We start from the raw sequence: 26370 nt of genomic DNA on the forward strand, positions 1-26370 counted from the left end.
CTGCGCGACCGTTCTAGAGCGATGGTGCGATGCCGCAAGGCGGGAATGACGAATGGCGCGCCGCTTAACGGCCCATCAACCCTGTCGCGATAGGACGGGGCCGTGCGCAACCCGGTCGACCCTTCGCGATGATAGACACCTTGTCCCTGCTGGTCAGCCATGGCGTGATCCTGCTCGCCGCCTGGCGGCTGCTGCCGCGCGCCGATCTGGACCGGGATCCCCCGCCGCATGATCCCGGCGCCGACAGGGTGGAGGAACCGCGCGGCCATGCGTGACCTGTTCTTCATCGCCTTTCTGGGACTGTTCGGCCTCATGGGTCTGCGGCGGCCGTTCCTGCTGGTCGCGGTCTATGCCTATATCGACATCGTATCGCCCCAGCGCCTGTCCTATTTCCTGCTCAACTCCATTCCCATTTCCGCCATGGCCTTCGCCGCCATGGTCGGCGCGTGGCTGCTGGTCGACGACAAGCGGGACTGCCGCTTCTCCGTGCGCCAGGGCCTGATGCTCCTGCTTGTCGCCTGGTGCGGCTACACGACCATGACCGCCGATTTCCCGGCCGAAGCGCTCACCAAGTGGAACTGGGTATGGAAAGCGATCATCGCCGGCGTGTTCCTGCCGCTGACCCTGCGCACGCGCCTGCGGATAGAGGCGCTGACCGTCTTCATGATCCTGTGCGCCAGCACCATCATCATCAACGGCGGCATGAAGACCGCGCTGTCGGGCGGCGGCTACGGCGTGCTCAACCTGATGGTGGAAAATAACAGCGGACTTTACGAAGGCAGCATCATCAGTTGCGTCGCCATTTCCCTGATCCCGCTCATCCTCTGGGTATCGAAGCACGGCACGATTTTCCCGTCCGACTGGAAGGTCAAGGGCTTCTGCTATGCTCTGTGCCTCGCCTGCCTGCTGATGCCGGTCGGCACCGAAGCGCGCACCGGCCTTGTCTGCATCGTCATCCTGGCGGGGATGATGCTGATGCGCTCGAAACGCAAATTCATCTACGGGCCGCTGATGGCCGTGGCCGCGCTCGCCTCCATCCCGTTCCTGCCGGCCAGCTTCACGCAGCGGATGCAGACGATCGAAAACCATCAGGGCGACGAAAGCGCATCGACCCGCGTCGCGGTGTGGATGTGGACGCTCGATTATGTGAAGGCGCATCCGGGCGGCGGCGGCTTCGACAATTATCTCCAGAACAGCTTTACCTATTTCGCCCAGAGCACCGTCAATGACGGCACCGGCCCGCGCGTCGAGCGCCGGCTCGTCACGGACAAGGGCCGCGCCTATCACAGCGCCTATTTCGAACTGCTGGGCGAACAGGGCTATTTCGGCTTCGCCGTCTGGGCGCTGCTGCACCTCATCTGCTTCATCCGGACCGAATCGATCCGCCGCCTGTATCGCCGGCGCGACGGACCGGACGAAGCCTGGATCGCGCCCTTCGCCGTGGCGCTGCAACAAGGACATATCATCTACATGATCGGGTCGCTGTTCGTGGGCATCGCATACCAACCCTTCATCTTCATGATGCTCGCCCTGCAAATCGGGCTGGACACCTATCTCAGCCGCAAGCGCAAGGCAGCGGCGCGTCAGGTGCACGATCTCTCGCTGCGCCATGGACAAGGATTGCCGGCATGAACGGTGAACTGCGCATATTGGGGCTGGCCCACGGCCTGATTCTGGGGATGCTGCTCGCCTCGCCGATGGTGGCGCCCGGGCTGCTGGCATGGTGGGCACAGGCGCTGTTCGTGCTCGCCGGCTTCCAGTTGCGGCTGACCGACCGGCGCTGGGACCTGCGCGGCGGGCTGGGCGGCTGGGTCAGCCATATCCGCATGGCCCCGCGCCGGCTCATTCCCTGGGCCGCGGCAGCCGTGTCCGCGCTGATAGCGGGGCAGCCGGAACAGGCGGCATCGATCGGCGGCGCCGCCCTGCTGTGCGAAATGCTGGTCTATCCCGTGTGCGCCCACCTGCTCGGCCAGCCCTCGCACAGGGCCGTGGGCGCCATCCTCCTCCTGCTGATCGCCATCTCGGCGGCAAGCGCGAGCCAGGCCATGCTGTATGCGGTCGGCTTCCTCACCGGCGTGACCGCCTGCGTTTTCTGGCTGCGCGGGCCGGACGGCGATCCGCGCGCCATAGCGGTCGCCGCCACGACCATGGTCGTGGCGCTCGCCGCGTTCTGGATCGCGCCCGGGGTCAAGGCGCCCGCCTTCCTCACGGCAACCACCGCGCTCATGCTGACGCTCGCCCACATGTCGCTGTTGCGCCGCCGCCCGGTGCCCTGGCAACCGGAGGATGGCAGGCCCGCATCCCCGGTCAGGCGGTCTGCGAAGCCGCTTCCATGACCGCTTTCGAAAAGGCGTCAACGAAGGCCGGAATATCGTCGGGCTTGCGGCTGGTGATCAGGTTGCCGTCCACCACGACGGCCTGATCGACCACCGTCGCGCCCGCATTGGTCAGGTCGGTGCGGACGGACGGCCATGCGGTCACCGTGCGCCCGGCCAGGCAATCGGCCTCCGCCAGCAACCACGGCCCGTGACAGATCGCCGCGACCGGCTTGCCCGACCGCATGAAGTCCCGCACGATCGCGACCGCCTCTTCATGCGTGCGCAAAGTGTCGGGATTGGCCACCCCGCCCGGCAGGATCAGGCCATCATAATCGGCGATCCGCACATCGCCGATCCGCATGTCTGGCGTGATCCGGTCGCCCTTTTCGTCATGCTTCATTCCCTGGATAGGGTCGGTTTCCAGCGATGCGAGCGTCACGCGCGCGCGCGCGTCGATCATCGCCTGGCGCGGCTCGAACAGTTCGGACTGCTCGAATCCGTCGGTGGCGACGATCAGGATGTGGCTTTGGGACAGGCTGGGCATCGGCCCTCTCCTTCTTTGGTTTGTGGATGGCCCTGCAACGGCCGCGCCCCCGTTCAGGTTGCGGAACGAAGCGATGAACGGTGGGTTTTCTTCCGCGAGAAGGATGACATGGCACCTGATACCCTCGTCCATGCGGACGACAGCATTCCCGGGATCACGCGGCGCAGGCTGAAGCGCGGATGGGCCTATCACGGGCCGGACGGCGCCCGCATCACGGACCGGACCGAAATCGACCGGCTCAACGCCGTCGCCCTGCCGCCCGCCTATCGCGACTGCTGGTTCTGCCCCCTGGCGGACGGCCATATCCAGGCGACCGGCTATGACGACCGCGGCCGCAAGCAATATCGCTATCACGCGGCCTTTCGCGCCGCACGCGAGGCGGAAAAATATGCCGGCTGCCTCGATTTCGGCCGCGCCCTCCCGGCGCTGCGCGAACGGCTCGACGCCGACCTGTCCCGCCGCGGCCTGCGCAAGGACCGTACGATCGCGGCGGTGGTGCGGCTGCTCGACCTCGGCAAGCTGCGCGTGGGCAACGAACAATATGCGATCGCGAACAAAAGTTTCGGCGCAACCACCCTGCGGCGCCGGCATCTCGATCTCGGCGGCCGATCGCTGACGCTGCGCTACCGGGCCAAGTCGGGCAAGCAGCACCAGCTCACCATCACCGACAACCGCCTGCTGCGCTTCGTGCGCCAGGTGCAGGACCTGCCGGGCCAGCATCTGTTCCAGTATCTGGACGAGGATGGGGAAGCCCGGCCCATCTGTTCGGGCGACGTCAACGATTATATCGCGGCGGCGATGGGCGCGCCCTTCACCGCCAAGCATTTCCGCACCTGGGGCGCCTCCGCCATCGCTTTCGAAACGCTGGCGAGCGGCGCGGTTTCGCTCGCGGAAATGATCGCGCCGGTGGCCGAGGCGCTGGGTAACACCCCGGCGATCAGCCGCAAATCCTACATCCATCCGGCCCTGATCGACCTGGGCAAGGACCGGACGCAGCAGCGGGAATGGCGCGAGGGGCTTCGCTTGCCGCGCCGGACCCGCTATCTAACCCGGGCGGAACGCGGCCTGATCGCGTTCCTCGACACCCTGTCGGATCGCGCGCCGCTCGCCGAAGCAGCCTGATCCGCGCCCACAACCAGCAAGGACAGGCATGGCCGATACAAAAGACCCCGCCCTACCCACCGTTACCGTACACGCGCCCAATCTCGCGGAAATGTGGCGATCCACGACCGAATGGTTCGCGGTCCACTATCTCCAGATCCTGATCGCCCTGGGCGCCGGCGCGCTTCTCTACCTGCTGCTGGCGACGCTGAAGGAAGTGGGCAAACGGCACAAGGGCCGTCGCGGATCGTCGATCGGCTACACCAATGTGCTGGGCCGGACGGTCGCGAAGACGACCCATTTCTTCATGATCATGGTCGCCGCACGGCTGGTGGTCGGCTATGCCGACGCGCCGCCGCTGCTGCTGCGCACGGTCGTGTTCCTCTTCACCATCGCCACCGCGCTTCAGGCCGCGGTCTGGGCGCGGGAGGTCATATTGGGCCTGATCGAGCGCCGCACCCTGGCCGAAGACGGGCAAGGCGAAACGCTCGCCAACGCGATGGGCCTCATCCGCGTGCTGGTCACGGTCGCGCTGTTCGCGATTGCGACGATCGTCGTGCTCGACAATCTGGGCGTCAACGTCACCGGGCTTGTCGCGGGCCTCGGCATCGGCGGCATCGCCATCGGCCTGGCCGCGCAGGGCATCTTCTCCGACCTGTTCGCCGCCCTGTCGATCATCTTCGACAAGCCCTTCCGTCGGGGAGAGGCGATCTCCTACGACAATACCACCGCGACGGTGGAACGGATCGGCCTGAAATCCACGCGCCTGCGCGCGCTGACCGGCGAAAAGAAGGTCATTTCCAACGCCAACCTGCTGCAAAAGGAAATCACCTCCTACCTCACGCTGGACCATCGCCGCCTGAAATTCGCGATCGGCGTCATCTACCAGACGCCGCCCGATGTCGCCGACCAGATACCCGGCATATTGAAGGCCATCGTCGACGATCTGGGCGGCAAGTTCATTCGTTCGGGCTTCGTCGGTTTCGGCGATTCAAGCCTGAATTTCGAGCTGGAATTCGAGGTCTATCTGCCCGACTGGGATGCGATCTACGTGATCCGGCACAAGATCGGGCTCGCGATCCTGCGCCAGTTCAACGATCGGGGCATCGAATTCGCCTACCCGACCCAGACCACCTTCACCTCGGCCCCGGACGGTCGCATGATCATGCCCTATGCCGAAGTGCAGCCGGTCAGGCCCGTGGACCAGTAACCCCCCGCCCCCGTCCTCACGCAATGATGGGACGGGGGGGCGTGCCGGGCGCGGAAGGCCCGGCGACGGTCATGACGTGCCCGGCGCCGGGATGACGCGGGATCGACATCGCAATCGGCACGCACGTCGGTCCCTTCCAATGTAGGGGAATTTCTGGTCCATCCTTCCGATGAACCACCTCGCCCCTGCCCGCCCTCCCCACACCCGCACCCGCACCCCGCGCCTGCGCGCTGTCCCCGACCGGTGCGGCGCAGTGACCTTCCCGTGACCGCGCCATGACGTAGGGCGTGCATTGCCGGTGCGCGGGACGCGCGTCACCGGCACCTGCCCGGAACCTTGCCGACGCTTGCGGGACGCGAACGGCCCTTTTTGCCGGATAGCCGGTACTGCCACGGTGTGAATTTCGGAGTGAACACCCCGTCATGACCCTGAATCACCCTTTGCCGCAGCATCGACTCGGCTCGTCCTTGCGCCCCTTGCCGCCGTGGCGGCGCCCGCCTAGCGGCCGATACCATGACAAAGATCCGCCCCCTGACCGTCGCTGCCGCGCTGCTGGCCGCTCCCCTGTCCGCGCCGATGGCCGCCCATGCCGAAGGATTGGGGGCGGAGGCGCAATATGGCCGCGCGAGCGGCGACTGGGGGACCGAAATCGGCGCCGGCTACGCCATCGGCATCGCGGGGTTCAGCCTGACGCCGGGCGGCGGCGTCTATCTGCACGATGGCGACACGTCGATCTACGGCCGGATCGAGGCCGCCTATACAATCCCGCTGTCGGCGACGATCGGTGCGGGCGTGCGCTTCAGCGGCGACGATCCGCGCCCCTATGCAACCGTGGCCCTGCCGCTCCTTCCCAAATTGCGCGCCAAGGCCAATGCCGGTCCGAAATATTATACGCTGGGCCTGACACTGGGCTATTGAGTCGTTCGACCCGTCATTCGTTACCCATGACGGGCGTCCGCCATTGACCGGAACAATGCCCCCACGGAAGGCCCATGATCGATGACGTCGCGCGAAGTGACCGGTTTCCTGCCCCTTGGACTATCACGGCCGGCGCGGTCGGGTTTCCTGAACAGCCTGTCCGACTGGTCGTGGCGGCTGGCCTTCGGCGCGATCGGCTGGCCATGGCTGCTCGCCAGCCTGTCGGGCGGGAGAAAGGCGGACAAGCGCGCGCTGCTGGATGAACTGGGCCTGCCCCACGATGCCCTGCCCCATCTTGGAAGCTGGAAGGCCGATGTCGGCTTCCTGCGGCATATCGTGCGTGAAATCGCGCGCATCCGGCCCGCGCATGTGGTCGAACTCGGGGCGGGCGCATCCTCGCTGATTGCCGCACGCGCCCTGCAACTCCATGGCGGCGGCCGCCTGATCAGTTTCGACCAGCATGACGGCTTCGTCGATGCGACCCGCGCGTGGCTCGCCGACCATCAATTGTCCGTGGACATCCGCCACGCCCCGCTCGTGCCCGGGAACGGCGCCTGGCCGGGCAGCTGGTATGCACTCGACGACCTGCCGGCACATATCGACATGCTGATCATCGACGGACCGCCCTGGTCGGTTCATCCGATGGTGCGGGGCCATGCCGAACGGCTGTTCGGTCGCCTGTCGCCCGGCGCCGTCGTGTTGCTGGACGATGCCGCCCGGCCCGGCGAGCGTCTCGTCGCGCGGCGCTGGCGGCAGAGATGGCCGCACATCGATTTTCGCCTTGCCCGCGACGGCACCAAGGGAACATTGGTAGGCCGGCCGCGCGACACCCGCGTGCCGATCGCCAACGACAATGAAAACGGGCGGGGACGCCGTCATCTGGCCCGCGCTGCCGGTCTCGCGGCATTGATCGCCACCGGCTGGATCGCGCGCGGCGAACTGGGCGAATTTCCGCAGGCTGCGCAAGCCGGCACCTTCCTGTCGGAAGCGGCCCAGTCCCGCCGCACCGCGCTGTTGCGGCAATCCATGTCTTCGCAACTGGAAAGCGTGACCTTCAACCGGCCGGAAATCGAAAAAGCGACCGGCATCGTCCTGCCCGCCCTGCCCCGGGCCTGGCGCATCATCGATGTCCAACTGTTCCCGTCCGCCGACGGGCCGGCCGTCGCCATGGCGCTGGAGACCGACCGGCATGAACGGCTGACGCTGTTTGCGGACCGGGCCGAAACACCGGCGGGCGCGCGCCCGCTGCTCGCCCGGCAGGCGCGCGACGTCATCGCCTATTGGGAGGACGGGGAAATGGCCTATGCCCTGACCGGACAGGCTGAACCGCGCCGTATCCTCCAATTGGCCGGAGCGATCGCGCCGGGGGGCTGAACCGCCCATTGAGGCGCGCGCGACAGCCTGCTAAGCGCGCCCGCATGGAGGCGCCGACCCAGACCCCGACTCCCGCCCCGGCCCGGCCGGCGCTGGGCAGCCTGACGATGTTGTGGCGCTTCGCGCGCCGGTATCCGGCACGGATCGCCGCCGCGCTGCTGGCCCTGATCCTGTCGTCCGGCGCGACGCTGGCCATTCCCAACGGGTTCCGGCTCGTGATCGACAAGGGGTTCATGGGCGGCGGCGACATCGGCCGCTGGTTCGAATATCTGCTGCTGATCGTCATCGTTCTCGCCGTGGCGAGCGCGTTCCGCTTCTACTTCGTGTCCTGGCTCGGGGAACGGGTCGTCGCCGACATTCGCAGCGCGACGCAGGCCAATCTGCTCCAGCAGGCCCCCCGCTTCTTCGAGGACAACCGCCCGTCCGAAATCGCGTCGCGCATGACCGCCGACACCGCCATCGTCGAACAGGTGGTAGGATCGACCGTATCGGTCGCGCTGCGCAACATGGTGACGGGCCTTGGCGGCCTGATCTACCTCTTCGCGCTGGCGCCCAAGCTGGCGGGACTGTTGCTGCTGGGCATCCCCGTCATCCTCCTCGCGCTGGTCAGCCTGGGGCGGCAGGTCCGCAAATATTCACGCGCCAGTCAGGACCGGCTGGCCGACATCGGCAGCACCACCGCCGAAGTGCTCGGTGCCATGAAGATCGTTCAGGCATTCGGTCAGGAAGCGCGCGAGGCGGCCAGATTCGACGCGACGGTGGAACGCGGTTTCGCGACTGCGCGGCAACGCATCCGCCTGCGCGCGCTGATGACGGCGCTCGCCTTCACCCTGGTGTTCGGGTCCATCACCGGCGTCATGTGGCTGGGCGCCATCGATGTCGCGGCCGGACGGCTGTCGGGCGGCAGCATCGCAGCCTTCGTCCTGACCGGCGGTCTGGTGGCGGGCGCCTTCGGATCGCTGTCGGAAAGCTGGGGCGACCTGCTGCGCGGCGCCGGCGCGGCCAGCCGCCTCCACGAACTGATGAACGCCCGGGCGGAAATCGTCCCGCCCGCCCGCCCCCAGCCGCTCGTCGAGGGCGTCGAGGGCGTCCGCCTGACGTTCGACAATGTCCATTTCCATTATCCCACCCGCCCCGATCAGGCGGCGCTGAACGGCGTGACGCTCGACGTGCAGCCGGGAGAAACCGTCGCCGTGGTCGGGCCGTCGGGCGCCGGCAAGTCGACCCTCATCCAGCTCGCGCTGCGCTTCTACGACCCCGACAGCGGCAGCGTGCGCCTGAACGGCGTCGCCCTGCCCGATGCGTCGCCCGCCCAACTGCGCGGGATGATGGCGATAGTGCCGCAGGACAGCATCATCTTCGCCGCGTCCGCGCGCGACAATCTGCGCTATGGCCGCTGGAACGCCACCGACGCGGACATCTGGGCGGCCGCGCGCGCGGCCAATGCCGAGGCATTTCTGCGCGCCCTGCCCGACGGTCTCGACACCTATCTGGGCGAGGGCGGCGCACGTCTGTCGGGCGGCCAGCGACAGCGCGTCTCGATCGCGCGGGCGCTGTTGCGGGACGCTCCGCTGCTACTGCTGGACGAAGCCACTTCTGCGCTGGACGCCGAATCGGAGAGGCTGGTGCAGGACGCGCTGGGTCGCCTGATGCGCCATCGCACGACGATCGTCATCGCGCACCGGCTGGCCACCATACGCGCCGCCGACCGGATCGTCGTTCTGGACGAAGGGCAGATCGTCGAGCAGGGCAACCACACATCGCTGGTCGCCCAGGGCGGCCTTTATGCCCGTCTCGCCAATCTCCAGTTTCAGGACATTGCAGCCGTATAAGGGCGGAATACGCGCGGTCAGTCCGTCAGGTTCGACCGGGCGCGGCGGACGATATGGTCCAGGATCGCAGGATGAAGCGGCCGCTCGAAGCTGCATCCCGCCTCATGCCCCTTGGTCCACACGACCCTGGCGCGTCGCCCCTCGAAGCCGGGCAGCATGATCCAAAGTTCGGCGCCCGCCTTGAGTTTCATGAAGCTTTGAAGCCGGAACCCTGTGCCAGACAGATCGGCGATCCGGCTGGTGAACCAGGATTCTCCCGGTCGACGCACGCGCACCCCTATCTGCGCGTGACGCCGTTCCGCCGTCCGCCCTTCGCGGTTCATCATATTCGGTCGTTCGGCGCCCATCGGTCCATAAACCCCTGTACGCCGTCATTTTCCCGGATCGACGTAACCAAAGGGTTAAACGCGGTCGCAAGATGCAAAAATGGGGACCGCAAACGCGGCCCCCATCTCATCGGCTGCGCTGCCGACCTTCTTGCCTTCAATCCGTCCACGGCCCTTTAAAAGAGGGAAATCCGGGCCTGAACGGATCAGAGGTGAAGGTCAGAAGCTGCCATATTGCTCATTGCCGACGAAGCCGAGCTTCGTCACGCCCGCGCGCTTGATCTCCGCCAGTACCTGATCGACGATCACATAGCGGGTCTGCGCATCCGGCTGGAACTGAAGTTCCGGTTCAACCGGCAGGCGCAGCGACTGCTGCAGATACTGACGCAGGGTCAGCAGATCGATCGGCGATCCGTTCCAGGTGATGACACCACCGGCGTCGATCGCGACCTTGTTCTTGACCGGGTCGATCACGCTGTCGGTGGGCGGCGCGCTCTGCGGCAGGTCGATCTTCACCGCGTGGGTCTGGATCGGGATGGTAATGATGAACATGATGAGCAGAACGAGCATGACGTCGATCAGCGGCGTCGTGTTCATTTCCACCATCGGTTCGCCATCTTCGGAGCCGGCACTCATTGCCATAGCGAAATCTCCTTATTCAGCCGGTCAGAGGCGGGTCGTGGTCGTGCCGGGTTCCGGCTCGGAGATGAAGCCCACCTTCGGGAAACCGGCGCGCTGCATCGTGTAGATGGTGCCGCCGATGCACCGATAGGGGACATTGATGTCGCCGCGGATATGCACTTCGGGCAGATCTTCGGGCGTCATGTTCTCAACGCCGCCTGCCTTCTTGATATCCGCCTCGAGCTTCGCAACCGCACGGTCAAGCAACTCGCTAGAGCTGACCGGGCTCATCCCCCAGAAGACAGCGCAACTGCCGTCGGACGTCGACGTAACTGACAGCGATACATTTTCCGGCTTCGTAGTGGTCGGCTCGAACGCCACCTTGGGAAGCTGAAGATCGACCGTCTGCACAACGACCGGGACCGCGATAAGAAAGATGATGAGCAACACCAGCATGACGTCGACGAGCGGCGTCGTGTTGATGTCGGACATCGGCTTGTCGTCACCGCCGTCGGAGCCAACACTCATTGCCATTGATATTATCCTAACCTTGGTGTCGATGGCGCCTCGTCACGCGCGAGGCCGAACGAGGTCCATGTGCGGCGGGAATGCAGGTCGTCGCAGCCGTCGACCCATATTCCCGCCGGTCCAGAAACCGATCAGGCCTTGGTCGGCGCAGCCGCCGGCTTTGCGGCCGGGGAAACCGGAGCCGCAGCAACGGCCGGCTTCACGGCGCCATCCGAAACCAGATAGGCCAGCAGATCGACGGTAAACCCGTTCAGCTGCTCGGCGATCGCCTTGTTGCGGCGCTGCAGGAAGTTGTAGGCAAGCACCGCGGGAACGGCCACGGCCAGACCCAGCGCGGTCATGATGAGCGCTTCACCGACCGGGCCGGCGACGGCGTCGATCGAAGCCTGACCGGCAGCGCCGATCTTGATGAGCGCGCGATAGATGCCGATAACGGTACCGAACAGACCGATGAACGGCGAGGTCGAACCGACGGTCGCGAGGAACGCCAGACCACCTCCGAGCGACGAGTTGATCGCGCCTTCCGAACGCGCCAGCGAGCCGTGCAGCCAGTCATGCGCTTCGACCGGGTCCTTCAGCTTGCTGTGCTCGTCCTGAGCCTTGATACCGTCGTCGACGATCTGCTTGTACGCCGAATTCTTCTCCAGCTTGGCCGACGCTTCCTTGAGCGAACCGGCGCGCCAGAAGGTGGCGCGGACCTTCTTGCCCTGGTTGATCACCTTCTGCTGCTCGATCAGCTTGGTGAACAGGATGTAGAAAGTGCCGACCGACATCGCGCAAAGAATGAGGAAGACGGTCCAGGCAATGGTGCCGCCCTGTTCGAGGGCTTCCATAAGGCCATAGGGGTTTTCGGCTTTGGGAGCCGCTGCTGCGAGATACATCAACATGTTCAAGACTTCCCTCTCAATAGGATCATGCAGGGGGAAGGCGGCGCGGCGCGCCCGCCTTCCCGGTATGGATTATTCCGGCAGACGCCAGGTGATGCGACCACTGTAGGTGTCCGCGATTTCTCTTCCGCTGGGATCCTTTGCCGGCTTGAAGCGCGCACGCCTCGGCAGCAGGCGGCAGGTCGCCTCGTCGAGGTCCGCATGACCGGTCGACGACGTGATGGTGCAGCTGGTCACGCGGCCGTCGGCCCCGATTTCAAGCCGGAACCCGGCGGTACCCGAACGCTCTTCACGTTGCGCACGACTAGGATAGTCGGCGTCGCTGAGCCAGGACCCCGGCGCGCTGCGCGGCGATGCACGCGACGCGGGCTGAGGCGGCGGCGGCGGAGCCGGCGGCGGTGGCGGTGCAGCAACCGGCACCGGGTTAAACACCGGCGGCGGAGTCCGAACTGTCTGGATCGGCGGCGCGGGAGCCGGCGTCTGGACGATCGGCGGCGGCGCTACGACCGGCGGCGGTTCGACCGGCTTGTCCGGCGGCGGCGGCGGCGGCTCCTCGTCCGGCGGCGGCGGCTCTTCCTTCACGTCGATCACGTTCAGCTGTTCCGCCGCCTTTTTGACATATTTCATGCCAAGACCGGTGACGAAGGCATAGCCGAGAACAGCGTGAATCAGGGCGACGATGACGATCGATATCGTGCGACTCGATCCTTGCGAGTGGTCAGCATAGGCCATTCGGCAACGACACTCCTTAACTCATCTTACCAGTGGTTTATACAAATCAGCCAAAAACGACCGAAGCTGCCCGGGGCGTTCCCGGCCACCTTTGGCCCATGTCCGTTCATTTGCTACCGAGCGAACTCCTATCGCGGCATATCGTGGCACGCAAACGCTTTATCGATATGCTCATTCGCGTATACCATTTCCTATCAGAATGACTTGCCTGTGACATCCTTGCCACTAGCCGAAAATATAGGACGAAGCGCTCGATGAAATCCGCCACCGCCTTTTTGCAACGCGGCATCCCCTGCCTCATTTCAGCCGCATGTCTGACGGTTTCCCCGGCATATGGACAGATGCCGAGACCAAATGCTGTATCCACGCCAGCCGGTACCGGCCTCTCCTATGCCGACATCGTCGACCTTGCCGATAATGCACCTATGGTTGCAATCGTGCGCATTCGCAACAGCATCGTCCTGAAGCCCGAGCAGGCCGGATCGCCGCCCCCGGGGCATCGAAGGCTGTTCATCGAGGCCGATGTGACTGCCCTGATTCGCGGCGATGGAGGGATCAGCCCCACTATTGGCTATCTTTACGACGCGCCCGTCGATGCGCGCGGAAAGCTGCCCAAGCTCAAAAAGCGCGACGTCCTGCTGTTTGCACGCCCCGGATCGCGACCGGGGCAGATCCAGCTGATCGCGCGCGACGCACAGCTGCCGGCGACACCCGAGGAGACCGCGCGGGCAAAGGCGGTCGTTTCATCGCTCATGGCCCGCGACGCTCCGCCGCGGATCCTGGGACTGGGCGACAGTTTCCACGTTGCGGGTACCATTGCCGGCGAAAGCGAGACGCAGATATTCCTGCGCACCGAAAGCGGCGACCCGGTGTCCCTGTCCGTCCTGCGGCGACCGGGCCAGGCGCCCCGCTGGGCCGTCGCGCTGGGGGAGATCGTGGATGAGGCCGCGCGCCCGCCCGAGCCGGGAACGCTCCTCTGGTACCGCCTGGCCTGCGACTTGCCGGCTGCACTGCCGGCGCCTTCGGTGCGGACATTGCCGATACAGGATGCGGAGGCGGCAAGGGCCGACTATCGATTCGTGATCGACGCACTTGGCCCGTGCGGTCGTACCCGCACGCCCGAATGATCTGAATTCCGGCGCGCTTTTCCTTGGACAGGCGCGCCCCTGCCGCTATCAGCGCGGCGTTGCGAAGGATCGAAAGGGAAAAGAGCCGCCATGACCAATCTGCACCGCCATGCCCCGCTGCGCGTAGCGCTCGTCGGTCTCGGCACGGTGGGCGGCGGCGTCATTCGCCTGCTCGAAACGAATCGCGACCTCATCGCCCGGCGCGCGGGCTGCCCGATCCAGGTCGTCGCCATTTCCGCGCGGGACCGGAACAAGGATCGCGGCGTCGACCTCGCTCCCTATGAATGGGTCGACGACATGACGACGCTTGCGACCCGCGAGGATGTCGACGTGATCGTCGAGCTGATCGGCGGCGCGGATGGCCCGGCGCTGACGCTGGCCCGCCAGTGCCTGGCCGTCGGAAAGCCCTTCGTCACCGCGAACAAGGCGATGCTGGCCCATCACGGCCTCGACCTCGCCCGCCTCGCCGAACAGGGCGGCATCGCGCTCAAATATGAAGCCGCGGTCGCGGGCGGCATCCCGGTCATCAAGGGCATGCGCGAAGGTGCGGCGGCAAACGAGATCAGCCGCGTCTACGGCATACTGAACGGCACCTGCAATTACATCCTGACCACCATGGAGAAGGAAGGGCGCGGTTTCGACGAGGTGCTGAAGGAAGCACAGGAACTGGGCTATGCCGAAACCGACCCCAGCTTCGACATCGACGGCGTGGACGCGGCCCACAAGCTGACGATTCTGGCCAGCCTCGCTTTCGGGACCGAACTGGATTTCGATGCGGTCGCCGTCACGGGCGTCCGCCATGTCATCGCCGCCGACATCGCCGAGGCCGCAGCACTGGGTTACCGCATTCGGCTGGTCGGCATGGCGGAAAACGGAACGGATGGCCTGTTCCAGCGCGTTCATCCGATGCTGGTGCCGCTCGACCATCCCCTCGCCCATGTCGACGGCTCGCTCAACGCCGTGGTGGCGGAAGGCAATTTCGTCGGCCGCCTGTTCTTTCAGGGGCGGGGCGCGGGCGAAGGACCGACCGCTTCGGCCGTCGTCGCCGACCTGATCGACGTCGCCCGCGACGAATATGGCGATGCCTTCGCCATGCCGGTGGCGGCGCTCACCCCGCAAAAGACAGCGGACGCGGGCATGCGCGTGGGCCGGGCCTATCTTCGGTTCAAGGTCAAGGACCAGCCGGGGGTGCTGGCGGAAATCGCGGCCGCCATGCGCGATGCCGGCGTTTCGATCGAAAGCATGATCCAGCGCGGCGCCAGCCAGAGCGACGGCGTGCTGGTCGCCATCGTCACCCATGCCGGCGAGGAACGCTGCGTGCGGGAGACGCTGCGGCGGCTTTCGGGTTCGGACAGCCTGCTGGACACGCCGATGGTGATACACATTCTCGATTGAACGAGTGCCGGCGCGCGCGTCATCGTTCGCCACCCTGGCAACGCGCCCGGCCGACTCGCTCGACAAGGACGGTCCGACCTCCTATCGCGAGGCCAATAGGGACAGGCGGAGGAACGATGTGATGCAGCCAAGCTCGATACTCGATCGCGTGCTGGTCCTCGAAATGGTGCGCGTCACCGAAGCCGCGGCGATCGCCGCGTCCAGGCTCGTGGGACGGGGCGACGAGAAGGCGGCGGATGCCGCCGCCGTCGAAGCGATGCGCCTGGCCTTCAATGACCTTTACATGGACGGCACGGTCGTCATCGGTGAGGGTGAGCGCGACGAAGCCCCCATGCTGTACATCGGCGAGAAGGTCGGCAATGCGATCGGCACTGGCCCGAGAATAGATATCGCGCTGGACCCGCTGGAAGGAACCACCATCACCGCAAAGGCAGGGCCGAATGCGCTTGCCGTGCTGGCCATATCCGAGGAAGGCGGCCTGCTGAACGCACCCGACGTCTATATGGAAAAACTGGCGGTCGGTCCGGGCTATCCCGATGACGTCATCGACCTGAACCGGTCGGTCCGGGAAAATGTGGAGGCGGTTGCCAGCGCCAAGGGTGTGGATCCCGACGACATCATCGTCTGCGTCCTCGATCGCCCGCGCCACGAAAAGCTGATTGCCGAATTGCGCGCCATCGGTTGCGGGATCATGCTGATCCCCGACGGGGATGTTGCCGGGGTGATCGCCACGAGCGATCCGGAAACCACTATCGACATTTACATGGGATCGGGCGGAGCGCCCGAAGGCGTGCTCGCCTGCGCGGCCCTGCGCTGCGTGGGCGGCCAGTTCAAGGGGCGCCTTATCTTCCGCAACGAGGATGAGAAGGCGCGCGCCCGAAAATGGGGCATCACCGACCTCAACCGGATCTACGACCTGAAGGAATTGGCCAAGGGCGATTGCATCTTCGCCGCGACCGGGGTGACCGACGGTTCCCTGCTGGACGGGGTCAAGCGCCTGCCAGGCGGCCGCCTGACCACCGAAAGCGTGGTCATGCGCGCCAGCACCGGCACCGTTCGCTGGGTGAAGGGCGAACATCGCGCCACGCCGAAAAAAGAGTGACCGGCCTGCGCCGCCGAAGGCCTACCGCCCGGCCCTGTGGTTCAGGTCATGGCCGAGCGAGAGGATCCCCACGCCGATAAGCGTGTAAATGCTTTCCTGCCACCCATGATCCATGGTGAGGGCCCCGGCCATCACACCCAGGCCGAGCGATCCGATCGCCGCTGGCATCATATAGCCATGCCTGACCGCGCCATGCCCGAGCGCCACTGCACCGAGAAGGATTGCGAGCACGAGCCCGGCTTCATGAAAAATCGGGCTTTCGAAAATGCCGCCCACGGATGCCAGCACGCCCAGCAGCACCGCCGTCGCGAAACAATGCGCCACGCACAGGCCCGACAGCGCGATCGCGATACGATCGATCCGTCCGTTATGCAGGGCCTCGCGAAAGCTGATCGACATGGTGCGCGGTACATAAGGCAGCGCGCTATAAGTTACAACATATCATTCGACATATTTTCGGCGGTCGGCCGCAGGATCACGCCGCCAGACGCAGGCAGTTGCGCCCGCTATGTTTCGCGCGATACAGCGCCTTGTCCGCCGCCTCCATCAAGGCCGACCGCGACATCAAGCTGTCCAGTTCGACCAGTCCGGCGCTGAATGTAACCGCGACAAACTGGCCGGCGTCATCCAGCGCGACAGGCGCGGCGACGCGCTGTCGCAACCGTTCGCAAACCATGCTCGCCCGGTCGATGTCGCTGTCGACCAGCAGGATGGCGAATTCCTCCCCGCCCAGCCGGCCGATACTGTCCGCCGCCCGGAGCCCGGGGCGCAGACGGTCCACGAACGCGCTCAGCACCCGGTCGCCTGCACCATGCCCATAGGTGTCGTTGACCGACTTGAAATGATCGATGTCGATGAACAGCAGGCTCGACCGGACGCCGGTGCTGGCGCGCACTATCTCCGCATCCAGTTTTTCCAGGAATGTGCGGCGGCTGTCCGCACCGGTCAGCGAATCGCGATCGGCGACCTGTTGCAGGGCGCGTTGCCGGGCCTTGTGCCGCGACATGTCGCGAATGGCGCTGACAACGCCGCGGGCCCGCCCGCATTCGTCGACGACGGCACGGGTCACCATTTCGCACCAGTCATGGCCCGCCGCCGCCGCGAGCGGCTGAAATTCTACCTTGTGCGCTTCGGCCAGATCGACGAGCGCCCGCCGATGCGTGGCGATGACGGCGTCGCGGTCCTGAGGATCGACGAGATTCGCTACCGACTGGCCGACCAGAAGACCCGGCGCACAACCGATCTGTTCCGCGGCTGACGGAGAGGCATATTCGATGACCCCGTCGACGCCGATGGTCAGGATGACGTCTCCGCTATGTTCGGCCATGGCGCGAAAGCGGGACTCGCTGTCCTGAAGCATCTTGAACAGCCGGCGTCGTCCGTTCAGTTCGGCGGCAACCGGCATCGACAGCAGGAAGCTCAAGGCCAGGTAAAATTGAAAGGCCTGCATCCGTTCACCCGGCGATGCGGGGATGATCATGAGCGGCCCGATTCCCGAAAGAGTGGCCACTCCGCCGATCAAAGCCAGGATGACGATGGATGCGGCTGCGCCCAGATGACCGACGCGAAACGCGATCAGCACGAGCGGCAGCATCGGGGCGAACAGCATCGGATAGCGGGCGAAGTAAAAGATGTGCACCGTGGTCAGGGCGAACAGCAGCAGCAGGATCGCAGCCTCCACCTTGGCGGCACGGGGTGTCTCGCGCCACCAGCGCCGACACTCGCCCTGGCGCACCATGACCAGGATCGGCGTGCAGGTAAGACCGCCCAGGACATGTCCGGTGTAGAATTGCAGCCACGAGGCGCCGAACCCGACCGGAGTCACCTGGGACGCGACCAGTGCCGCGCCCAGGCCCGTCACGACATCGGCGACGCCGCACAGGGCCAGAATGAACACAACCAGCGGCTTGAAGGAGCCCGTCACGACATGATCCGACAGGACTCGCCGGCAAATCACCGCGACAATCAGCGCTTCGCCCATGTTGATGATCGCCATCGGCAGGGCGGCGGCAGGGCCCATGCCGAAGAAGGCGGTGGCGGCGATACTGCCCACGGCACATGCCGCGATCAGCCTGGGCCAGTGCGCCGTCGGCGACGTCAACAGGCCTGCCATCACGAACGCATTGGCGACCCAGATGAAGGCAAGGCCACCCTCGAACCGCGACGCGAGAACCGACGCGGTCGCGGTCGCAAAGTAAATGCACCCGGCGATTGGCGGCGCATATGGAGAGGCGAAATGTCGGAGTGCGACCCTTGGCATGGTCAGGGTCTGATAGCGCCGTGCGGTTAACAAATAGTCATGATGTTTGTCGGCCGATTTCAGGCCTGTCGCCCCGGTGCGGTCCGCACCGGGGCCCGTGCGGTGTGATCAGGCCGAGGCGTCCGCCAGATTCTGGTCGGTGGGCGCCGATATGGCGGGATTGCGGTCCTTGATACGGGCACGTGCCGACCGCACGCCCGCGCCGTAATCCGGGTGCACCTGATCGAAAAGACGACATTGCCGTTCCTCTATTTCGGCAGGAATATCGCCCATGGCAGCCGCGATATTGGCAAACAGGCGCGCCTTCTCCCCATCGTCGAACAGGTTGAACAGCGCACGCGGCTGACCAAAATCGTCATTGCCGTCGCGATGGTTCCATCGATCCGCATCGCCCGAAATCTTCAGCGGCGGTTCCAGGAAGCGGTTATCCTCCACCGGTCCGCCAAAGCTATTGGGCTCGTAATAGGCCGCCGGATTGGGATTGTTGGGGAAAAACCGCATCGCCCCGTCCTTGTGATAATGGTGCACGGGACATTTGGGCGCATTGACCGGCAGCGCTTCATAATGGGTGCCGATGCGATGACGATGGGCGTCGGCATAGCTGAAGATACGGGCCTGAAGCATCTTGTCGGGCGAGAAGCCGATTCCCGGCACGATGTTCGACGGAGAAAATGCCGCCTGTTCGATCTCGGCGAAATAATTGTCGGCGTTACGGTTCAGTTCGAGCACGCCGACGTCGATCGGCGGATAGTCCCCGTGCGGCCAGACCTTGGTGAGGTCGAACGGATTATAGCCGGCCTTGTCGGCATCTTCCTCCGGCATGACCTGCACCTGCACCTTCCAGCGCGGGAAATCACCCTTTTCGATCGATTCGAACAGATCCTCCTGAGTCGATTCGCGCGTGCGGCCAACGACTTCCGCCGCCTCCTCGTTCGTCCAGTGGCGATGGCCCTGCATCGTCTTGAAGTGGAATTTCACCCAGAAACGCTCGCCCGCCTCGTTGATGAAGCTGAACGTGTGGCTGCCATAGCCGTTCATGTGCCGGACGTCGGTCGGCAACCCGCGATCGGACATCAGGATCGTCACCTGATGCAGCGATTCGGGGCTGAGCGACCAGAAATCCCACATTGCCGTGGGCGAGCGCAGATTGGTGCGCGGATGGCGCTTTTGCGTGTGGATGAAATCGGGGAATTTCAGGGGATCGCGCACGAAGAAGACCGGCGTATTGTTGCCGACCAGGTCCCAGTTGCCCTCTTCCGTGTAGAATTTGAGGGCGAAACCCCGCACGTCCCGCTCCGCATCGGCCGCGCCCTGCTCGCCGGCCACCGTCGAGAAACGGGCGATCATGGGCGTTTCCGCACCGGGTTGCAGCAGCTTTGCCTTGGTATAGCGGCTGATGTCGCCGGTGATCCTGAGAACGCCATGTGCCCCCCACCCCTTCGCATGGACGACGCGTTCCGGAATTCGTTCGCGATTCTGGTGCGCCAGCTTCTCGATCAGCTGATAGTCCTGCAACAGCAGGGGACCACGGGGTCCGGCGGAAAGACTGTTCTGATTGTCGGCGATCGGCGCGCCGGCGCTGGTCGTCATGATCGGTTTGTCGGCCATGTCATCCTCCTATGCTCTTCATCGCTACGCACTAAGCCCCCGAGCCGTTCCGGCGAAATTGATTAAACCGCCCTATCTGATCGATTATTCCTTCATTGCCGCGTCGCACCCCTGGGTCGCCAGCAGGGTGTGCCAGGCGTCGAGCCTGACGTCGCGGACATTGGCGGGCATGGCGGGTTCAAAGTGCCGGCGGTGTGTCTTCATCGCAGCGGCCGCCTGCGTCAAGTCGTCGAACAGCCCGGCGCCCACGCCCGCCAGCATCGCGGCGCCACGGGCAGTCGTCTCGACATCATCGGACCGCTGCACCGGCAAGTCCAGGATGTCCGCCATGTCCTGGGCGATCCAGTCGTTCGCACTCATGCCCCCGTCCAGCCGCAATGTGTTCCAGGGCACGCCATCGGCGGCGAAGGCCCGTGCCAGGTCGTGAACCTGATGCGCGATCGATTCCAGCGCGGCGCGAACAATATGGCCCCGGCCGGTCGCATGGGTCAGGCCCGTGATGACGCCCGTTGCCGCCGGGCGCCAATAGGGCGCGCCGAGGCCCGACAAAGCAGGCAGCATCACGACGCCGCCATTATCGGGCACGGATCGCGCGATCGCTTCGGTGTCGGCAGCCTGTGCGATGAGGCCGAGACCGTCACGTAGCCACTGGACCAGACTGCCCGCGACGAACACCGCGCCCTCCAGCGCGTAGGTTCGACGCCCTGCCAGTTGGCACAGCACGGTAGCGAGCAGGCGATGCGTCGAGCGCGGTGGCCGCACGCCCGCCGGTGCGAGCATGAATGCGCCCGTCCCCAACGTAGCCTTGGCCGCGCCTGGTTCCAGGCATCCCTGCCCGATCGTCGCGGCCTGCTGGTCACCGGCCAGGCCCCGGATCGGGATCGCGCCGCCCAGCAACTCCGGCAGGGTCGCGCCGAAATCGCCGGCATTGTCGACGATGATGGGCAAGGCCGTCGCCGGAACGCCGAACAGGGCGCACAAGTCATCGTCCCAAGCCAGGCCGTCGAGGGCCATCAATTGCGTGCGGCTGGCATTGCCGGCATCGCTCACATGCAGGCCTCCGGTCAGTTTCCAGACCAGCCAGCTTTCCACCGTGCCCAGCGCCAGCGCGTCCCCGGCCGCCGCCACGTCGGCGACATGGTCCATCAACCAGCGCATCTTGGTGGCGGAGAAATAGGGATCCATGACCAGTCCCGTCCGCTGCTGTATCCAGGCCTCCTGTCCCTCGGCACGCAGTGCGTCGCATCGCCCGGCGGTGCGCCGGTCCTGCCAGACAATCGCCCGGGCCAGCGCCTGGCCGGTGCGGCGATCCCAGGCAATAACGGTTTCGCGCTGGTTCGTGACGCCGATCGCCGCGATCCTGTCCGCGCCGCCGGCCTGCGCCACCATGTCGCGGGCGCAGGCGATGCTGCGCGTCCATATCTCGTCCGCGTCATGTTCAACCCAGCCCGGCCGCGGATAATATTGGGTGATTTCGCGCTGTGCCGTCGCCAGCCGCGTCCCGTCCAACCCGTAAAGCATGGCCCGCGTCGACGTCGTTCCCGCGTCCAGCACCAGGATCATCTGCCTACTCCCACCCTGTCGTCCAGCCACGCGGCGAGACCCGCACGCTGAGTCGCATCGAACCGCAGGCCAAGCTTGGTCCGACGCCAGAGAATGTCCTCGGCGTTATGCGCCCATTCCCGGTCGACCAGATATACGACTTCCGCTTCGGTCAGCCCATGACCGAAATCGCGGCCCAGCGCCGCCCGCGACTCCGCCTGCCCCAGCCAGACGCGCGCCCGCGTTCCATAAGCGCGCCCGATGCGGTCGACCGTGTGCGCGTCCAGAAAGGGATAGGTCCGGGCGATTCCGGCCAGGAGTGAGGGCAATTCCATTGGTGCGAAATCGCCGCCGGGCAAGGCCGCGCCGGCCGTCCAGTCTTCATTCCCCATGCCCGGCAGGAAGGGTCGGATGCGGTCGACCGCCTCCGCCGCCAGATGGCGGTAGGTCGTGATCTTGCCACCGAAAATGTTGAGCATCGGCGGTTGCCCGTCACCGCCGTCCAGTTCCAGCCGGTAGCCGCGGGTCGCCGCCTCCGGCCGTCCCGAGCCGTCGTCCACCAGCGGCCGCACGCCGGCGTAGGACCAAATGACATCGCTGGGATGGATCGGCCGCGCGAAATAGCGATTGGCCGCATCGCACAGATAGTCGATCTCTTCCCCGCTGGGCCGGACATGGTCCAGACTTCCCCGATGGTCCCGGTCCGTCGTACCGATGAGCGTGAAATCGCGTTCATAGGGGATGGCGAAGAAGATGCGCCCGTCGGGCAATTGAAGAAAATAGGCATGGTCGTGCGTGAAGAGGCGGCGCACGACGATGTGCGATCCCCGCACCAGCCGCATCGACCGTTCGGCCTGGCTCCGGGCACGCCGCATGACGTCAAGCACTGACGGGCCGGTGGCGTTGACGACGATGCGAGCGCGCCATTCGCGGGGCGCACCGCCCTGGCCGCATGCCGTGATCGTCCAGTCGTCGTCGCCGCGGGCTAGAGCCGTCACTTCGACGCGGGGGCGGACTTCCGCCCCCCGGTCGGCCGCATCGCGCGCATTGAGCACCACGAGGCGCGCGTCGTCGACCCAGCCGTCCGAATAGCAGAAACCGGTGCGAAAGCCCGGGCGGAGCGGCACGCCGGCGGGATGGCGGCGCAAATCGACGGTTTCCGTTGCCGGAAGCGCGCGACGGCCCCCTAGATGATCGTACAGAAACAGGCCCAGGCGGAGCATCCAGCGGGGTCGCAGCCCCCGGGTCCACGGCAGCACGAAGCGCATCGGGTGAATGATGTGCGGCGCGATTCCCCACAGCCTTTCCCGTTCGGCCAGCGCCTCGCGCACCAGGGAAAATTCGAAATGCTCCAGATAGCGCAGGCCGCCATGGATCAATTTGGTCGATGCGGAGGAGGTCCCGTGCGCCAGGTCGCCGCGTTCGAGCAGCAAGACCCGCGCACCGCGTCCCGCCGCGTCGCGGGCAATGCCGCATCCGTTCACACCGCCGCCGATGACGGCAATGTCATATAAGATGCTGGCGCTCTCCTCGCTCACATCCTCCGGTCTAGGGAGTCGAGACGATGTTGGAAAGGGACGGTGACGGCCGGGACCGCCGGGCCGTCAGGCCTTTTCCAGCGTGCACTGCAAGGGATGCTGGTTCTGCCGGGCGAAATCCATCACCTGGTTCACCTTTGTCTCCGCGACCTCATAGCTGAATATGCCGCAGACGCCGACGCCGCGCTGATGGACGTGCAGCATCACCCGTGTCGCTTCCTCCATATCCATGCGGAAAAACTGCTGAAGCACATGGACGACGAACTCCATGGGCGTGTAATCGTCGTTCAGCATCAACACCTTGTACAGGGAAGGTTTTTTCGTCCGGGTACGCGTGCGGGTCGCGATGCCGACACTGGGACTACCCGGTCCCTCGCCCTGGTCATCCTGATCCCGGCCCGCCATCTTCACGGACCCTGAATATGTTGTGATGAAGCTGGTCATGGTCAGCAGGATATGGCGATTTGCCGCATCATGGCAAGGGGTCCAACGGAGGGAGAAATGCCTTGCATGCGACCATGGCCATAAGCCAAGGGCGTCCTTCCCCGCGATGGGAAGGACGCCCCGGCATTCGTGTTTCCGCAGAAACTAGCGATTTCAGGCGGCGATCGCCTTGATCTTGTCGGTCACGATGGTGACGCGGGCAGTCAGCGGCTGGGCGACGTCGCCGGCCAGCTTCATCATCGCTTCGCTGCTCTTGGCCGCTTCCTTCGCAAAATCGTCGAAGCTCGACGACATCAGCTGGCTTTGCAGCTGGAAGAATTCGGTCGGCGTCTTGACGGTCGAGAAGCTCTTGAACGAAGCAGTCGCCTTCTCGAAATTCTTGCGCGTGAAATCGACGGCTTCCTGCCCCATCGTTTCCATGCCCTTGGCGGCAATCTTGCCCGATTCGACGAAGGCTTCGACGTTGCCCTTGGCAAGGTCGCTCAGTTCCTCGACAGCCTTGGTCGACTTTTCGACGCCGGCCTTGGCCTTTTCGTTCAGGTCGGCATAGACGGTTTCGAGCTTCGCCTTGGCGTCCTCGGCAAATTTCTTTCCGGTTTCGATCATATCATTCATCATCTGGGTTCCTTCCGTGGCGGGCAGCAGCGTCTGTATCTCGGTCACGGCCTCTTGGTTCAGGCTCTTGGTGGTTTCGGGTTCGACCAAAACATCTTTGGTCGGTGTTTCTTCAGCAGGCGGCGGCGGCGTTGGTGCCGGGGCCGGATCGGGTGCCGGCGCGGGCGGCGCAGACTGCGGGTTGGTGTCGATCGGCTTCACCGCGGCCTGCACCTGCGCCGGTGTGGAAACGGTCGGCTTCGCTGCCGACGCCGCAACCTTGCGGGGTGCCCGCTTCTTGGGCAGCGTGTCCGCCCCGATGGCAGCCTCCGCCGCTTTAAGCGCTTCACTTGCCGACAGTGCGGTGGCTCTGCCCTTGGCGGGCGATGCCGGCCGGCGGGGCTTGGATGCTTGAGCCATAACCATTCTCCCTTTGCTGCGGTGCACAATAATCAATGCGGGCGAGTCGCGCAAGCATTTTTGTGCAGTGCAACAAAATCGCCACATACTGTTTGTCGCACCTGTGCGGCGACATAGCGCTTTCCAGCGAAATCGGCGGATTTCAGCGCGTCTTCACATAGCGGCCGGGCGCATCCTCAATCGCCTTCAGCTTCCCCCCGCCCGGTCGCCGCGCCCCTCTGACCGCCACCGTTTTCTGGTCGAGACCGTCGATCCAGTGTCGCCAGTCAGGCCACCAGCTACCCTTTGTTTCTACCGCATCTTCCATGAACGCATCCAGTGACGCCTTGCGGTCGGGACAGGCCCAATATTGGTATTTCATCGCAGAAGGCGGATTGATGACGCCGGCGATATGGCCCGAACCGGCGAGCAGGAACCGCACTGGTCCGCCAAGTTGCTCCGTGAGCTTCCACACGCTTTCCAGCGGCGCGATATGGTCTTCCCTGCCCGCCTGGACATAGGCCGGCGTCTCGATGCGGGTGAGGTCGATGGGCGTTCCCGCCACGCTGATCGCGCCTGGCACCACAAGCAGATTGTCGCGATAGAGCTGGGTCAGATAGTCCCTGTGCCACCGCGCGGGCAGATTGGTCGTGTCGCCGTTCCAGTAGAGCAGGTCGAACGGCGGGTAATCCTGTCCCAACAGATAGTTGTTGACCACGTAATTCCAGATCAGGTCACGCCCGCGCAAAAGGTTGAACGTGGCGGCCATATAGCGTCCGTCCAGGAATCCGCCGGAGGAAAGCTGCTCCACCAGCTTCATCTGATCGTCGTCGACGAACAGGGACAGGTCCCCGGCCTGGCTGAAGTCGACCTGGGCGGTGAAGAAGGTGGCGCTCGCCACCTTGTCCCCTTCTCCCCGCGCCGCCAGCAGTGCGAGCGTGGCCGCCAATGTCGTCCCGGCAACGCAATAGCCGATGGTGTGAACGCTCGGCACCTTGAGCAGGTCGCGCACCGTGTCGATGGCATCGATCTGGCCGTCCACGATATAATCGTCCCAGACCAGGTCCTTCATCGAGGCATCGGCCGATTTCCATGACACCAGGAAAACGCTGATGCCCTGATCCACAGCCCATTTCACAAAGCTTTTTTCGGGGGAAAGGTCGAGGATATAGAAACGGTTGATCCAGGGAGGAAAGATGAGGAGCGGTGTCCGCAGCACCTTTTCCGTCGTCGGTTCGTAATGGATCAGCTGGTAAAGCGGCGTTTCCTTGACCACCTTGCCCGGCGTCGCCGCGATATTGCGGCCCAGTTCGAAGTCCGTCCCGTCGGTGTGCGTCAACTGTCCTTTTTCCAGGTCGGCCAGCATGTGCTTGAGCCCCTTGACCAGATTCTCGCCGCCGCTCTCGATCGTCTTTTGCATCACGGTCGGATTGGTGAAGGCAAAATTGGACGGCGCCAGCGCATCCAGCATGCCGCCGGTCGCGAAGCGCAGCTTTGCCTTCTGCTTGGGATCGACCCCGTCGACCGCGTCGGCCAGTCCCATCATATAATCCGACACCAGCAAATAGCTCTGGCGGATAAGGTCGTAGAAGGGATTCTGCGTCCAGGCCGGGTCGGCGAAGCGCCGGTCCTTGCGCGCCGCCGGACTTTGCGATGGCGGCGGTTCGGGCGAGTCGCGCAGCAGCCCCCCCGAATCGAGGAAACGCTGCCACAAGGCCAGTCCCTCGTCCGCGAAACGGGTCTGGATATGGGCGACGGTCGCGGGATCGAACGGCAGCATCTGCCCCGACACCCCGGCCGCATGTTCGAGCATCAGTTGCTGCGCGCGACCGATGACCTCCGTCCATTGCTGCATTTCGCCCAGCGTCGGAAGGCGAGGTTCAATGACGTCGGTCTTTTCCATGGCCAATTTCCTCTTCCCGGCATTGTCACCACAACCTGCTTTCGCTGGCAAGGCGCCATTGGGCGGG

At 65.0% G+C, this 26370-nt stretch carries 25 protein-coding genes; 11 read left to right on the plus strand and 14 right to left on the minus strand.

Annotation, left to right across the window (positions count from 1 at the left end; all coding sequences use genetic code 11):
• Positions 1 to 140: 140 nt before the first annotated feature.
• Genes J3E64_RS20625 through J3E64_RS02925 form a run of 3 tightly spaced genes read left to right on the plus strand, consistent with a single transcriptional unit; the run spans position 141 to position 2336 of the window.
• Positions 141 to 275 carry a hypothetical protein gene (locus tag J3E64_RS20625; protein WP_301287127.1) on the plus strand — a complete coding sequence of 45 codons (135 nt, stop codon included), beginning with the start codon at positions 141 to 143 and terminating at the stop codon, positions 273 to 275.
• Positions 268 to 1632 carry a putative O-glycosylation ligase, exosortase A system-associated gene (locus tag J3E64_RS02920; protein ID WP_253339539.1) on the plus strand — a complete coding sequence of 455 codons (1365 nt, stop codon included), beginning with the start codon at positions 268 to 270 and terminating at the stop codon, positions 1630 to 1632. The genes J3E64_RS20625 and J3E64_RS02920 overlap by 8 nt, the downstream gene beginning before the upstream one ends.
• The gene (locus J3E64_RS02925; protein ID WP_253339540.1) at positions 1629 to 2336 is read left to right on the plus strand and encodes a hypothetical protein; all 708 of its coding nucleotides are present in this window, start codon (positions 1629 to 1631) and stop codon (positions 2334 to 2336) included. Before J3E64_RS02920 ends, J3E64_RS02925 begins: the two co-directional genes overlap by 4 nt.
• Here J3E64_RS02925 and J3E64_RS02930 read toward each other — a convergent pair.
• Positions 2308 to 2862, minus strand: coding sequence for a type 1 glutamine amidotransferase domain-containing protein (locus J3E64_RS02930; protein WP_253339541.1), 555 nt, complete (start codon positions 2860 to 2862; stop codon positions 2308 to 2310). The two genes, J3E64_RS02925 and J3E64_RS02930, sit on opposite strands and share 29 nt — an antisense overlap.
• Before the next feature lie 108 nt (positions 2863 to 2970).
• Between J3E64_RS02930 and J3E64_RS02935 the strand changes: the two genes are divergently transcribed.
• The 5 genes from J3E64_RS02935 (at position 2971) to J3E64_RS02955 (ending at position 9297) form a co-directional block, all read left to right on the plus strand.
• The gene (locus J3E64_RS02935; RefSeq protein ID WP_253339543.1) at positions 2971 to 3984 is read left to right on the plus strand and encodes a DNA topoisomerase IB; all 1014 of its coding nucleotides are present in this window, start codon (positions 2971 to 2973) and stop codon (positions 3982 to 3984) included.
• 28 nt (positions 3985 to 4012) lie between these two features.
• Positions 4013 to 5173 (plus strand): mechanosensitive ion channel family protein, encoded by a 1161-nt coding sequence (locus J3E64_RS02940; protein ID WP_253339545.1) that lies wholly within the window; start codon positions 4013 to 4015, stop codon positions 5171 to 5173.
• 513 nt (positions 5174 to 5686) lie between these two features.
• Positions 5687 to 6091: a hypothetical protein gene (locus J3E64_RS02945; RefSeq protein WP_253339547.1), complete on the plus strand. Its 405-nt coding sequence runs from the start codon at positions 5687 to 5689 to the stop codon at positions 6089 to 6091.
• An 81-nt stretch (positions 6092 to 6172) separates the two neighbouring features.
• A complete protein-coding gene (locus J3E64_RS02950) occupies positions 6173 to 7465 on the plus strand; it encodes a class I SAM-dependent methyltransferase (RefSeq protein WP_253339549.1) in 1293 nt (430 codons plus the stop codon).
• Between the two features lie 44 nt (positions 7466 to 7509).
• On the plus strand, positions 7510 to 9297 hold the full coding sequence (locus J3E64_RS02955; protein ID WP_253339551.1) for an ABC transporter transmembrane domain-containing protein: 1788 nt from the start codon (positions 7510 to 7512) through the stop codon (positions 9295 to 9297).
• A 17-nt stretch (positions 9298 to 9314) separates the two neighbouring features.
• On the opposite strand, the gene J3E64_RS02960 is transcribed toward J3E64_RS02955, so the two are convergent.
• From J3E64_RS02960 to J3E64_RS02980, 5 genes are all read right to left on the minus strand, one after another.
• Positions 9315 to 9644 carry a PilZ domain-containing protein gene (locus J3E64_RS02960; RefSeq protein WP_253339553.1) on the minus strand — a complete coding sequence of 110 codons (330 nt, stop codon included), beginning with the start codon at positions 9642 to 9644 and terminating at the stop codon, positions 9315 to 9317.
• A 198-nt stretch (positions 9645 to 9842) separates the two neighbouring features.
• Positions 9843 to 10265: a biopolymer transporter ExbD gene (locus J3E64_RS02965; RefSeq protein WP_253339555.1), complete on the minus strand. Its 423-nt coding sequence runs from the start codon at positions 10263 to 10265 to the stop codon at positions 9843 to 9845.
• Between the two features lie 24 nt (positions 10266 to 10289).
• Positions 10290 to 10778 (minus strand): biopolymer transporter ExbD, encoded by a 489-nt coding sequence (locus J3E64_RS02970; RefSeq protein WP_253339563.1) that lies wholly within the window; start codon positions 10776 to 10778, stop codon positions 10290 to 10292.
• Between the two features lie 125 nt (positions 10779 to 10903).
• A complete protein-coding gene (locus J3E64_RS02975) occupies positions 10904 to 11659 on the minus strand; it encodes a MotA/TolQ/ExbB proton channel family protein (protein ID WP_253340237.1) in 756 nt (251 codons plus the stop codon).
• Positions 11660 to 11731: 72 nt separating this feature from the next.
• Complete coding sequence (locus J3E64_RS02980; RefSeq protein ID WP_253339565.1) at positions 11732 to 12391, minus strand: energy transducer TonB; 660 nt, start codon at positions 12389 to 12391, stop codon at positions 11732 to 11734.
• Between the two features lie 341 nt (positions 12392 to 12732).
• On the opposite strand from J3E64_RS02980, the gene J3E64_RS02985 reads away from it, so the two are divergent.
• The 3 genes from J3E64_RS02985 to glpX all read left to right on the plus strand — a co-directional run bounded on the left by J3E64_RS02985 (position 12733) and on the right by glpX (position 16015).
• Positions 12733 to 13518, plus strand: a complete 786-nt coding sequence (locus J3E64_RS02985) for a hypothetical protein (protein ID WP_253339567.1) — start codon at positions 12733 to 12735, stop codon at positions 13516 to 13518.
• A 90-nt stretch (positions 13519 to 13608) separates the two neighbouring features.
• On the plus strand, positions 13609 to 14913 hold the full coding sequence (locus J3E64_RS02990) for a homoserine dehydrogenase (RefSeq protein ID WP_253339568.1): 1305 nt from the start codon (positions 13609 to 13611) through the stop codon (positions 14911 to 14913).
• Between the two features lie 118 nt (positions 14914 to 15031).
• A complete protein-coding gene (gene glpX / locus J3E64_RS02995; protein WP_253339570.1) occupies positions 15032 to 16015 on the plus strand; it encodes a class II fructose-bisphosphatase in 984 nt (327 codons plus the stop codon).
• A 21-nt stretch (positions 16016 to 16036) separates the two neighbouring features.
• Here glpX and J3E64_RS03000 read toward each other — a convergent pair whose 3' ends face one another.
• The 8 genes from J3E64_RS03000 to J3E64_RS03035 form a co-directional block, all read right to left on the minus strand.
• Positions 16037 to 16414, minus strand: a complete 378-nt coding sequence (locus J3E64_RS03000; protein WP_253339572.1) for a MerC domain-containing protein — start codon at positions 16412 to 16414, stop codon at positions 16037 to 16039.
• 76 nt (positions 16415 to 16490) lie between these two features.
• On the minus strand, positions 16491 to 18275 hold the full coding sequence (locus J3E64_RS03005; RefSeq protein ID WP_253339574.1) for a sensor domain-containing diguanylate cyclase: 1785 nt from the start codon (positions 18273 to 18275) through the stop codon (positions 16491 to 16493).
• 108 nt (positions 18276 to 18383) lie between these two features.
• Positions 18384 to 19883 (minus strand): catalase, encoded by a 1500-nt coding sequence (locus J3E64_RS03010; RefSeq protein ID WP_253339576.1) that lies wholly within the window; start codon positions 19881 to 19883, stop codon positions 18384 to 18386.
• A gap of 84 nt (positions 19884 to 19967) precedes the next feature.
• A complete protein-coding gene (locus tag J3E64_RS03015) occupies positions 19968 to 21446 on the minus strand; it encodes a glycerol kinase (RefSeq protein ID WP_253339578.1) in 1479 nt (492 codons plus the stop codon).
• Positions 21443 to 22963, minus strand: coding sequence for a glycerol-3-phosphate dehydrogenase (locus J3E64_RS03020; protein ID WP_253339580.1), 1521 nt, complete (start codon positions 22961 to 22963; stop codon positions 21443 to 21445). Before J3E64_RS03020 ends, J3E64_RS03015 begins: the two co-directional genes overlap by 4 nt.
• Before the next feature lie 66 nt (positions 22964 to 23029).
• On the minus strand, positions 23030 to 23368 hold the full coding sequence (gene clpS / locus J3E64_RS03025; protein ID WP_253339582.1) for an ATP-dependent Clp protease adapter ClpS: 339 nt from the start codon (positions 23366 to 23368) through the stop codon (positions 23030 to 23032).
• 192 nt (positions 23369 to 23560) lie between these two features.
• Complete coding sequence (locus J3E64_RS03030; RefSeq protein ID WP_253339583.1) at positions 23561 to 24421, minus strand: phasin family protein; 861 nt, start codon at positions 24419 to 24421, stop codon at positions 23561 to 23563.
• A gap of 142 nt (positions 24422 to 24563) precedes the next feature.
• The gene (locus tag J3E64_RS03035; protein WP_253339591.1) at positions 24564 to 26303 is read right to left on the minus strand and encodes an alpha/beta hydrolase; all 1740 of its coding nucleotides are present in this window, start codon (positions 26301 to 26303) and stop codon (positions 24564 to 24566) included.
• Between the last annotated feature and the right edge of the window lie 67 nt (positions 26304 to 26370).

This window comes from Sphingobium sp. OAS761 (assembly GCF_024168485.1).
Lineage (GTDB): Bacteria > Pseudomonadota > Alphaproteobacteria > Sphingomonadales > Sphingomonadaceae > Sphingobium.

Bases quoted from the DNA above. Each gene is read 5' to 3' on its own strand.
- J3E64_RS02945 (WP_253339547.1), top strand. From the start codon at position 5,687: ATGACAAAGATCCGCCCCCTGACCGTCGCTGCCGCGCTGCTGGCCGCT.
- J3E64_RS02935 (WP_253339543.1), top strand. From the start codon at position 2,971: ATGGCACCTGATACCCTCGTCCATGCGGACGACAGCATTCCCGGGATC.
- J3E64_RS03005 (WP_253339574.1), bottom strand. From the start codon at position 18,275: ATGCCAAGGGTCGCACTCCGACATTTCGCCTCTCCATATGCGCCGCCA.
- J3E64_RS02955 (WP_253339551.1), top strand. From the start codon at position 7,510: ATGGAGGCGCCGACCCAGACCCCGACTCCCGCCCCGGCCCGGCCGGCG.
- J3E64_RS02975 (WP_253340237.1), bottom strand. From the start codon at position 11,659: ATGTTGATGTATCTCGCAGCAGCGGCTCCCAAAGCCGAAAACCCCTAT.
- J3E64_RS02990 (WP_253339568.1), top strand. From the start codon at position 13,609: ATGACCAATCTGCACCGCCATGCCCCGCTGCGCGTAGCGCTCGTCGGT.
- J3E64_RS03030 (WP_253339583.1), bottom strand. From the start codon at position 24,421: ATGGCTCAAGCATCCAAGCCCCGCCGGCCGGCATCGCCCGCCAAGGGC.
- J3E64_RS02965 (WP_253339555.1), bottom strand. From the start codon at position 10,265: ATGGCAATGAGTGCCGGCTCCGAAGATGGCGAACCGATGGTGGAAATG.
- J3E64_RS02920 (WP_253339539.1), top strand. From the start codon at position 268: ATGCGTGACCTGTTCTTCATCGCCTTTCTGGGACTGTTCGGCCTCATG.
- J3E64_RS03010 (WP_253339576.1), bottom strand. From the start codon at position 19,883: ATGGCCGACAAACCGATCATGACGACCAGCGCCGGCGCGCCGATCGCC.
- J3E64_RS02970 (WP_253339563.1), bottom strand. From the start codon at position 10,778: ATGGCAATGAGTGTTGGCTCCGACGGCGGTGACGACAAGCCGATGTCC.
- J3E64_RS02980 (WP_253339565.1), bottom strand. From the start codon at position 12,391: ATGGCCTATGCTGACCACTCGCAAGGATCGAGTCGCACGATATCGATC.
- J3E64_RS02940 (WP_253339545.1), top strand. From the start codon at position 4,013: ATGGCCGATACAAAAGACCCCGCCCTACCCACCGTTACCGTACACGCG.
- J3E64_RS02985 (WP_253339567.1), top strand. From the start codon at position 12,733: ATGCCGAGACCAAATGCTGTATCCACGCCAGCCGGTACCGGCCTCTCC.
- J3E64_RS02925 (WP_253339540.1), top strand. From the start codon at position 1,629: ATGAACGGTGAACTGCGCATATTGGGGCTGGCCCACGGCCTGATTCTG.
- J3E64_RS03015 (WP_253339578.1), bottom strand. From the start codon at position 21,446: ATGATCCTGGTGCTGGACGCGGGAACGACGTCGACGCGGGCCATGCTT.
- J3E64_RS02960 (WP_253339553.1), bottom strand. From the start codon at position 9,644: ATGGGCGCCGAACGACCGAATATGATGAACCGCGAAGGGCGGACGGCG.
- J3E64_RS02930 (WP_253339541.1), bottom strand. From the start codon at position 2,862: ATGCCCAGCCTGTCCCAAAGCCACATCCTGATCGTCGCCACCGACGGA.
- J3E64_RS03000 (WP_253339572.1), bottom strand. From the start codon at position 16,414: ATGTCGATCAGCTTTCGCGAGGCCCTGCATAACGGACGGATCGATCGT.
- J3E64_RS03035 (WP_253339591.1), bottom strand. From the start codon at position 26,303: ATGGAAAAGACCGACGTCATTGAACCTCGCCTTCCGACGCTGGGCGAA.
- clpS (WP_253339582.1), bottom strand. From the start codon at position 23,368: ATGGCGGGCCGGGATCAGGATGACCAGGGCGAGGGACCGGGTAGTCCC.
- J3E64_RS02950 (WP_253339549.1), top strand. From the start codon at position 6,173: ATGACGTCGCGCGAAGTGACCGGTTTCCTGCCCCTTGGACTATCACGG.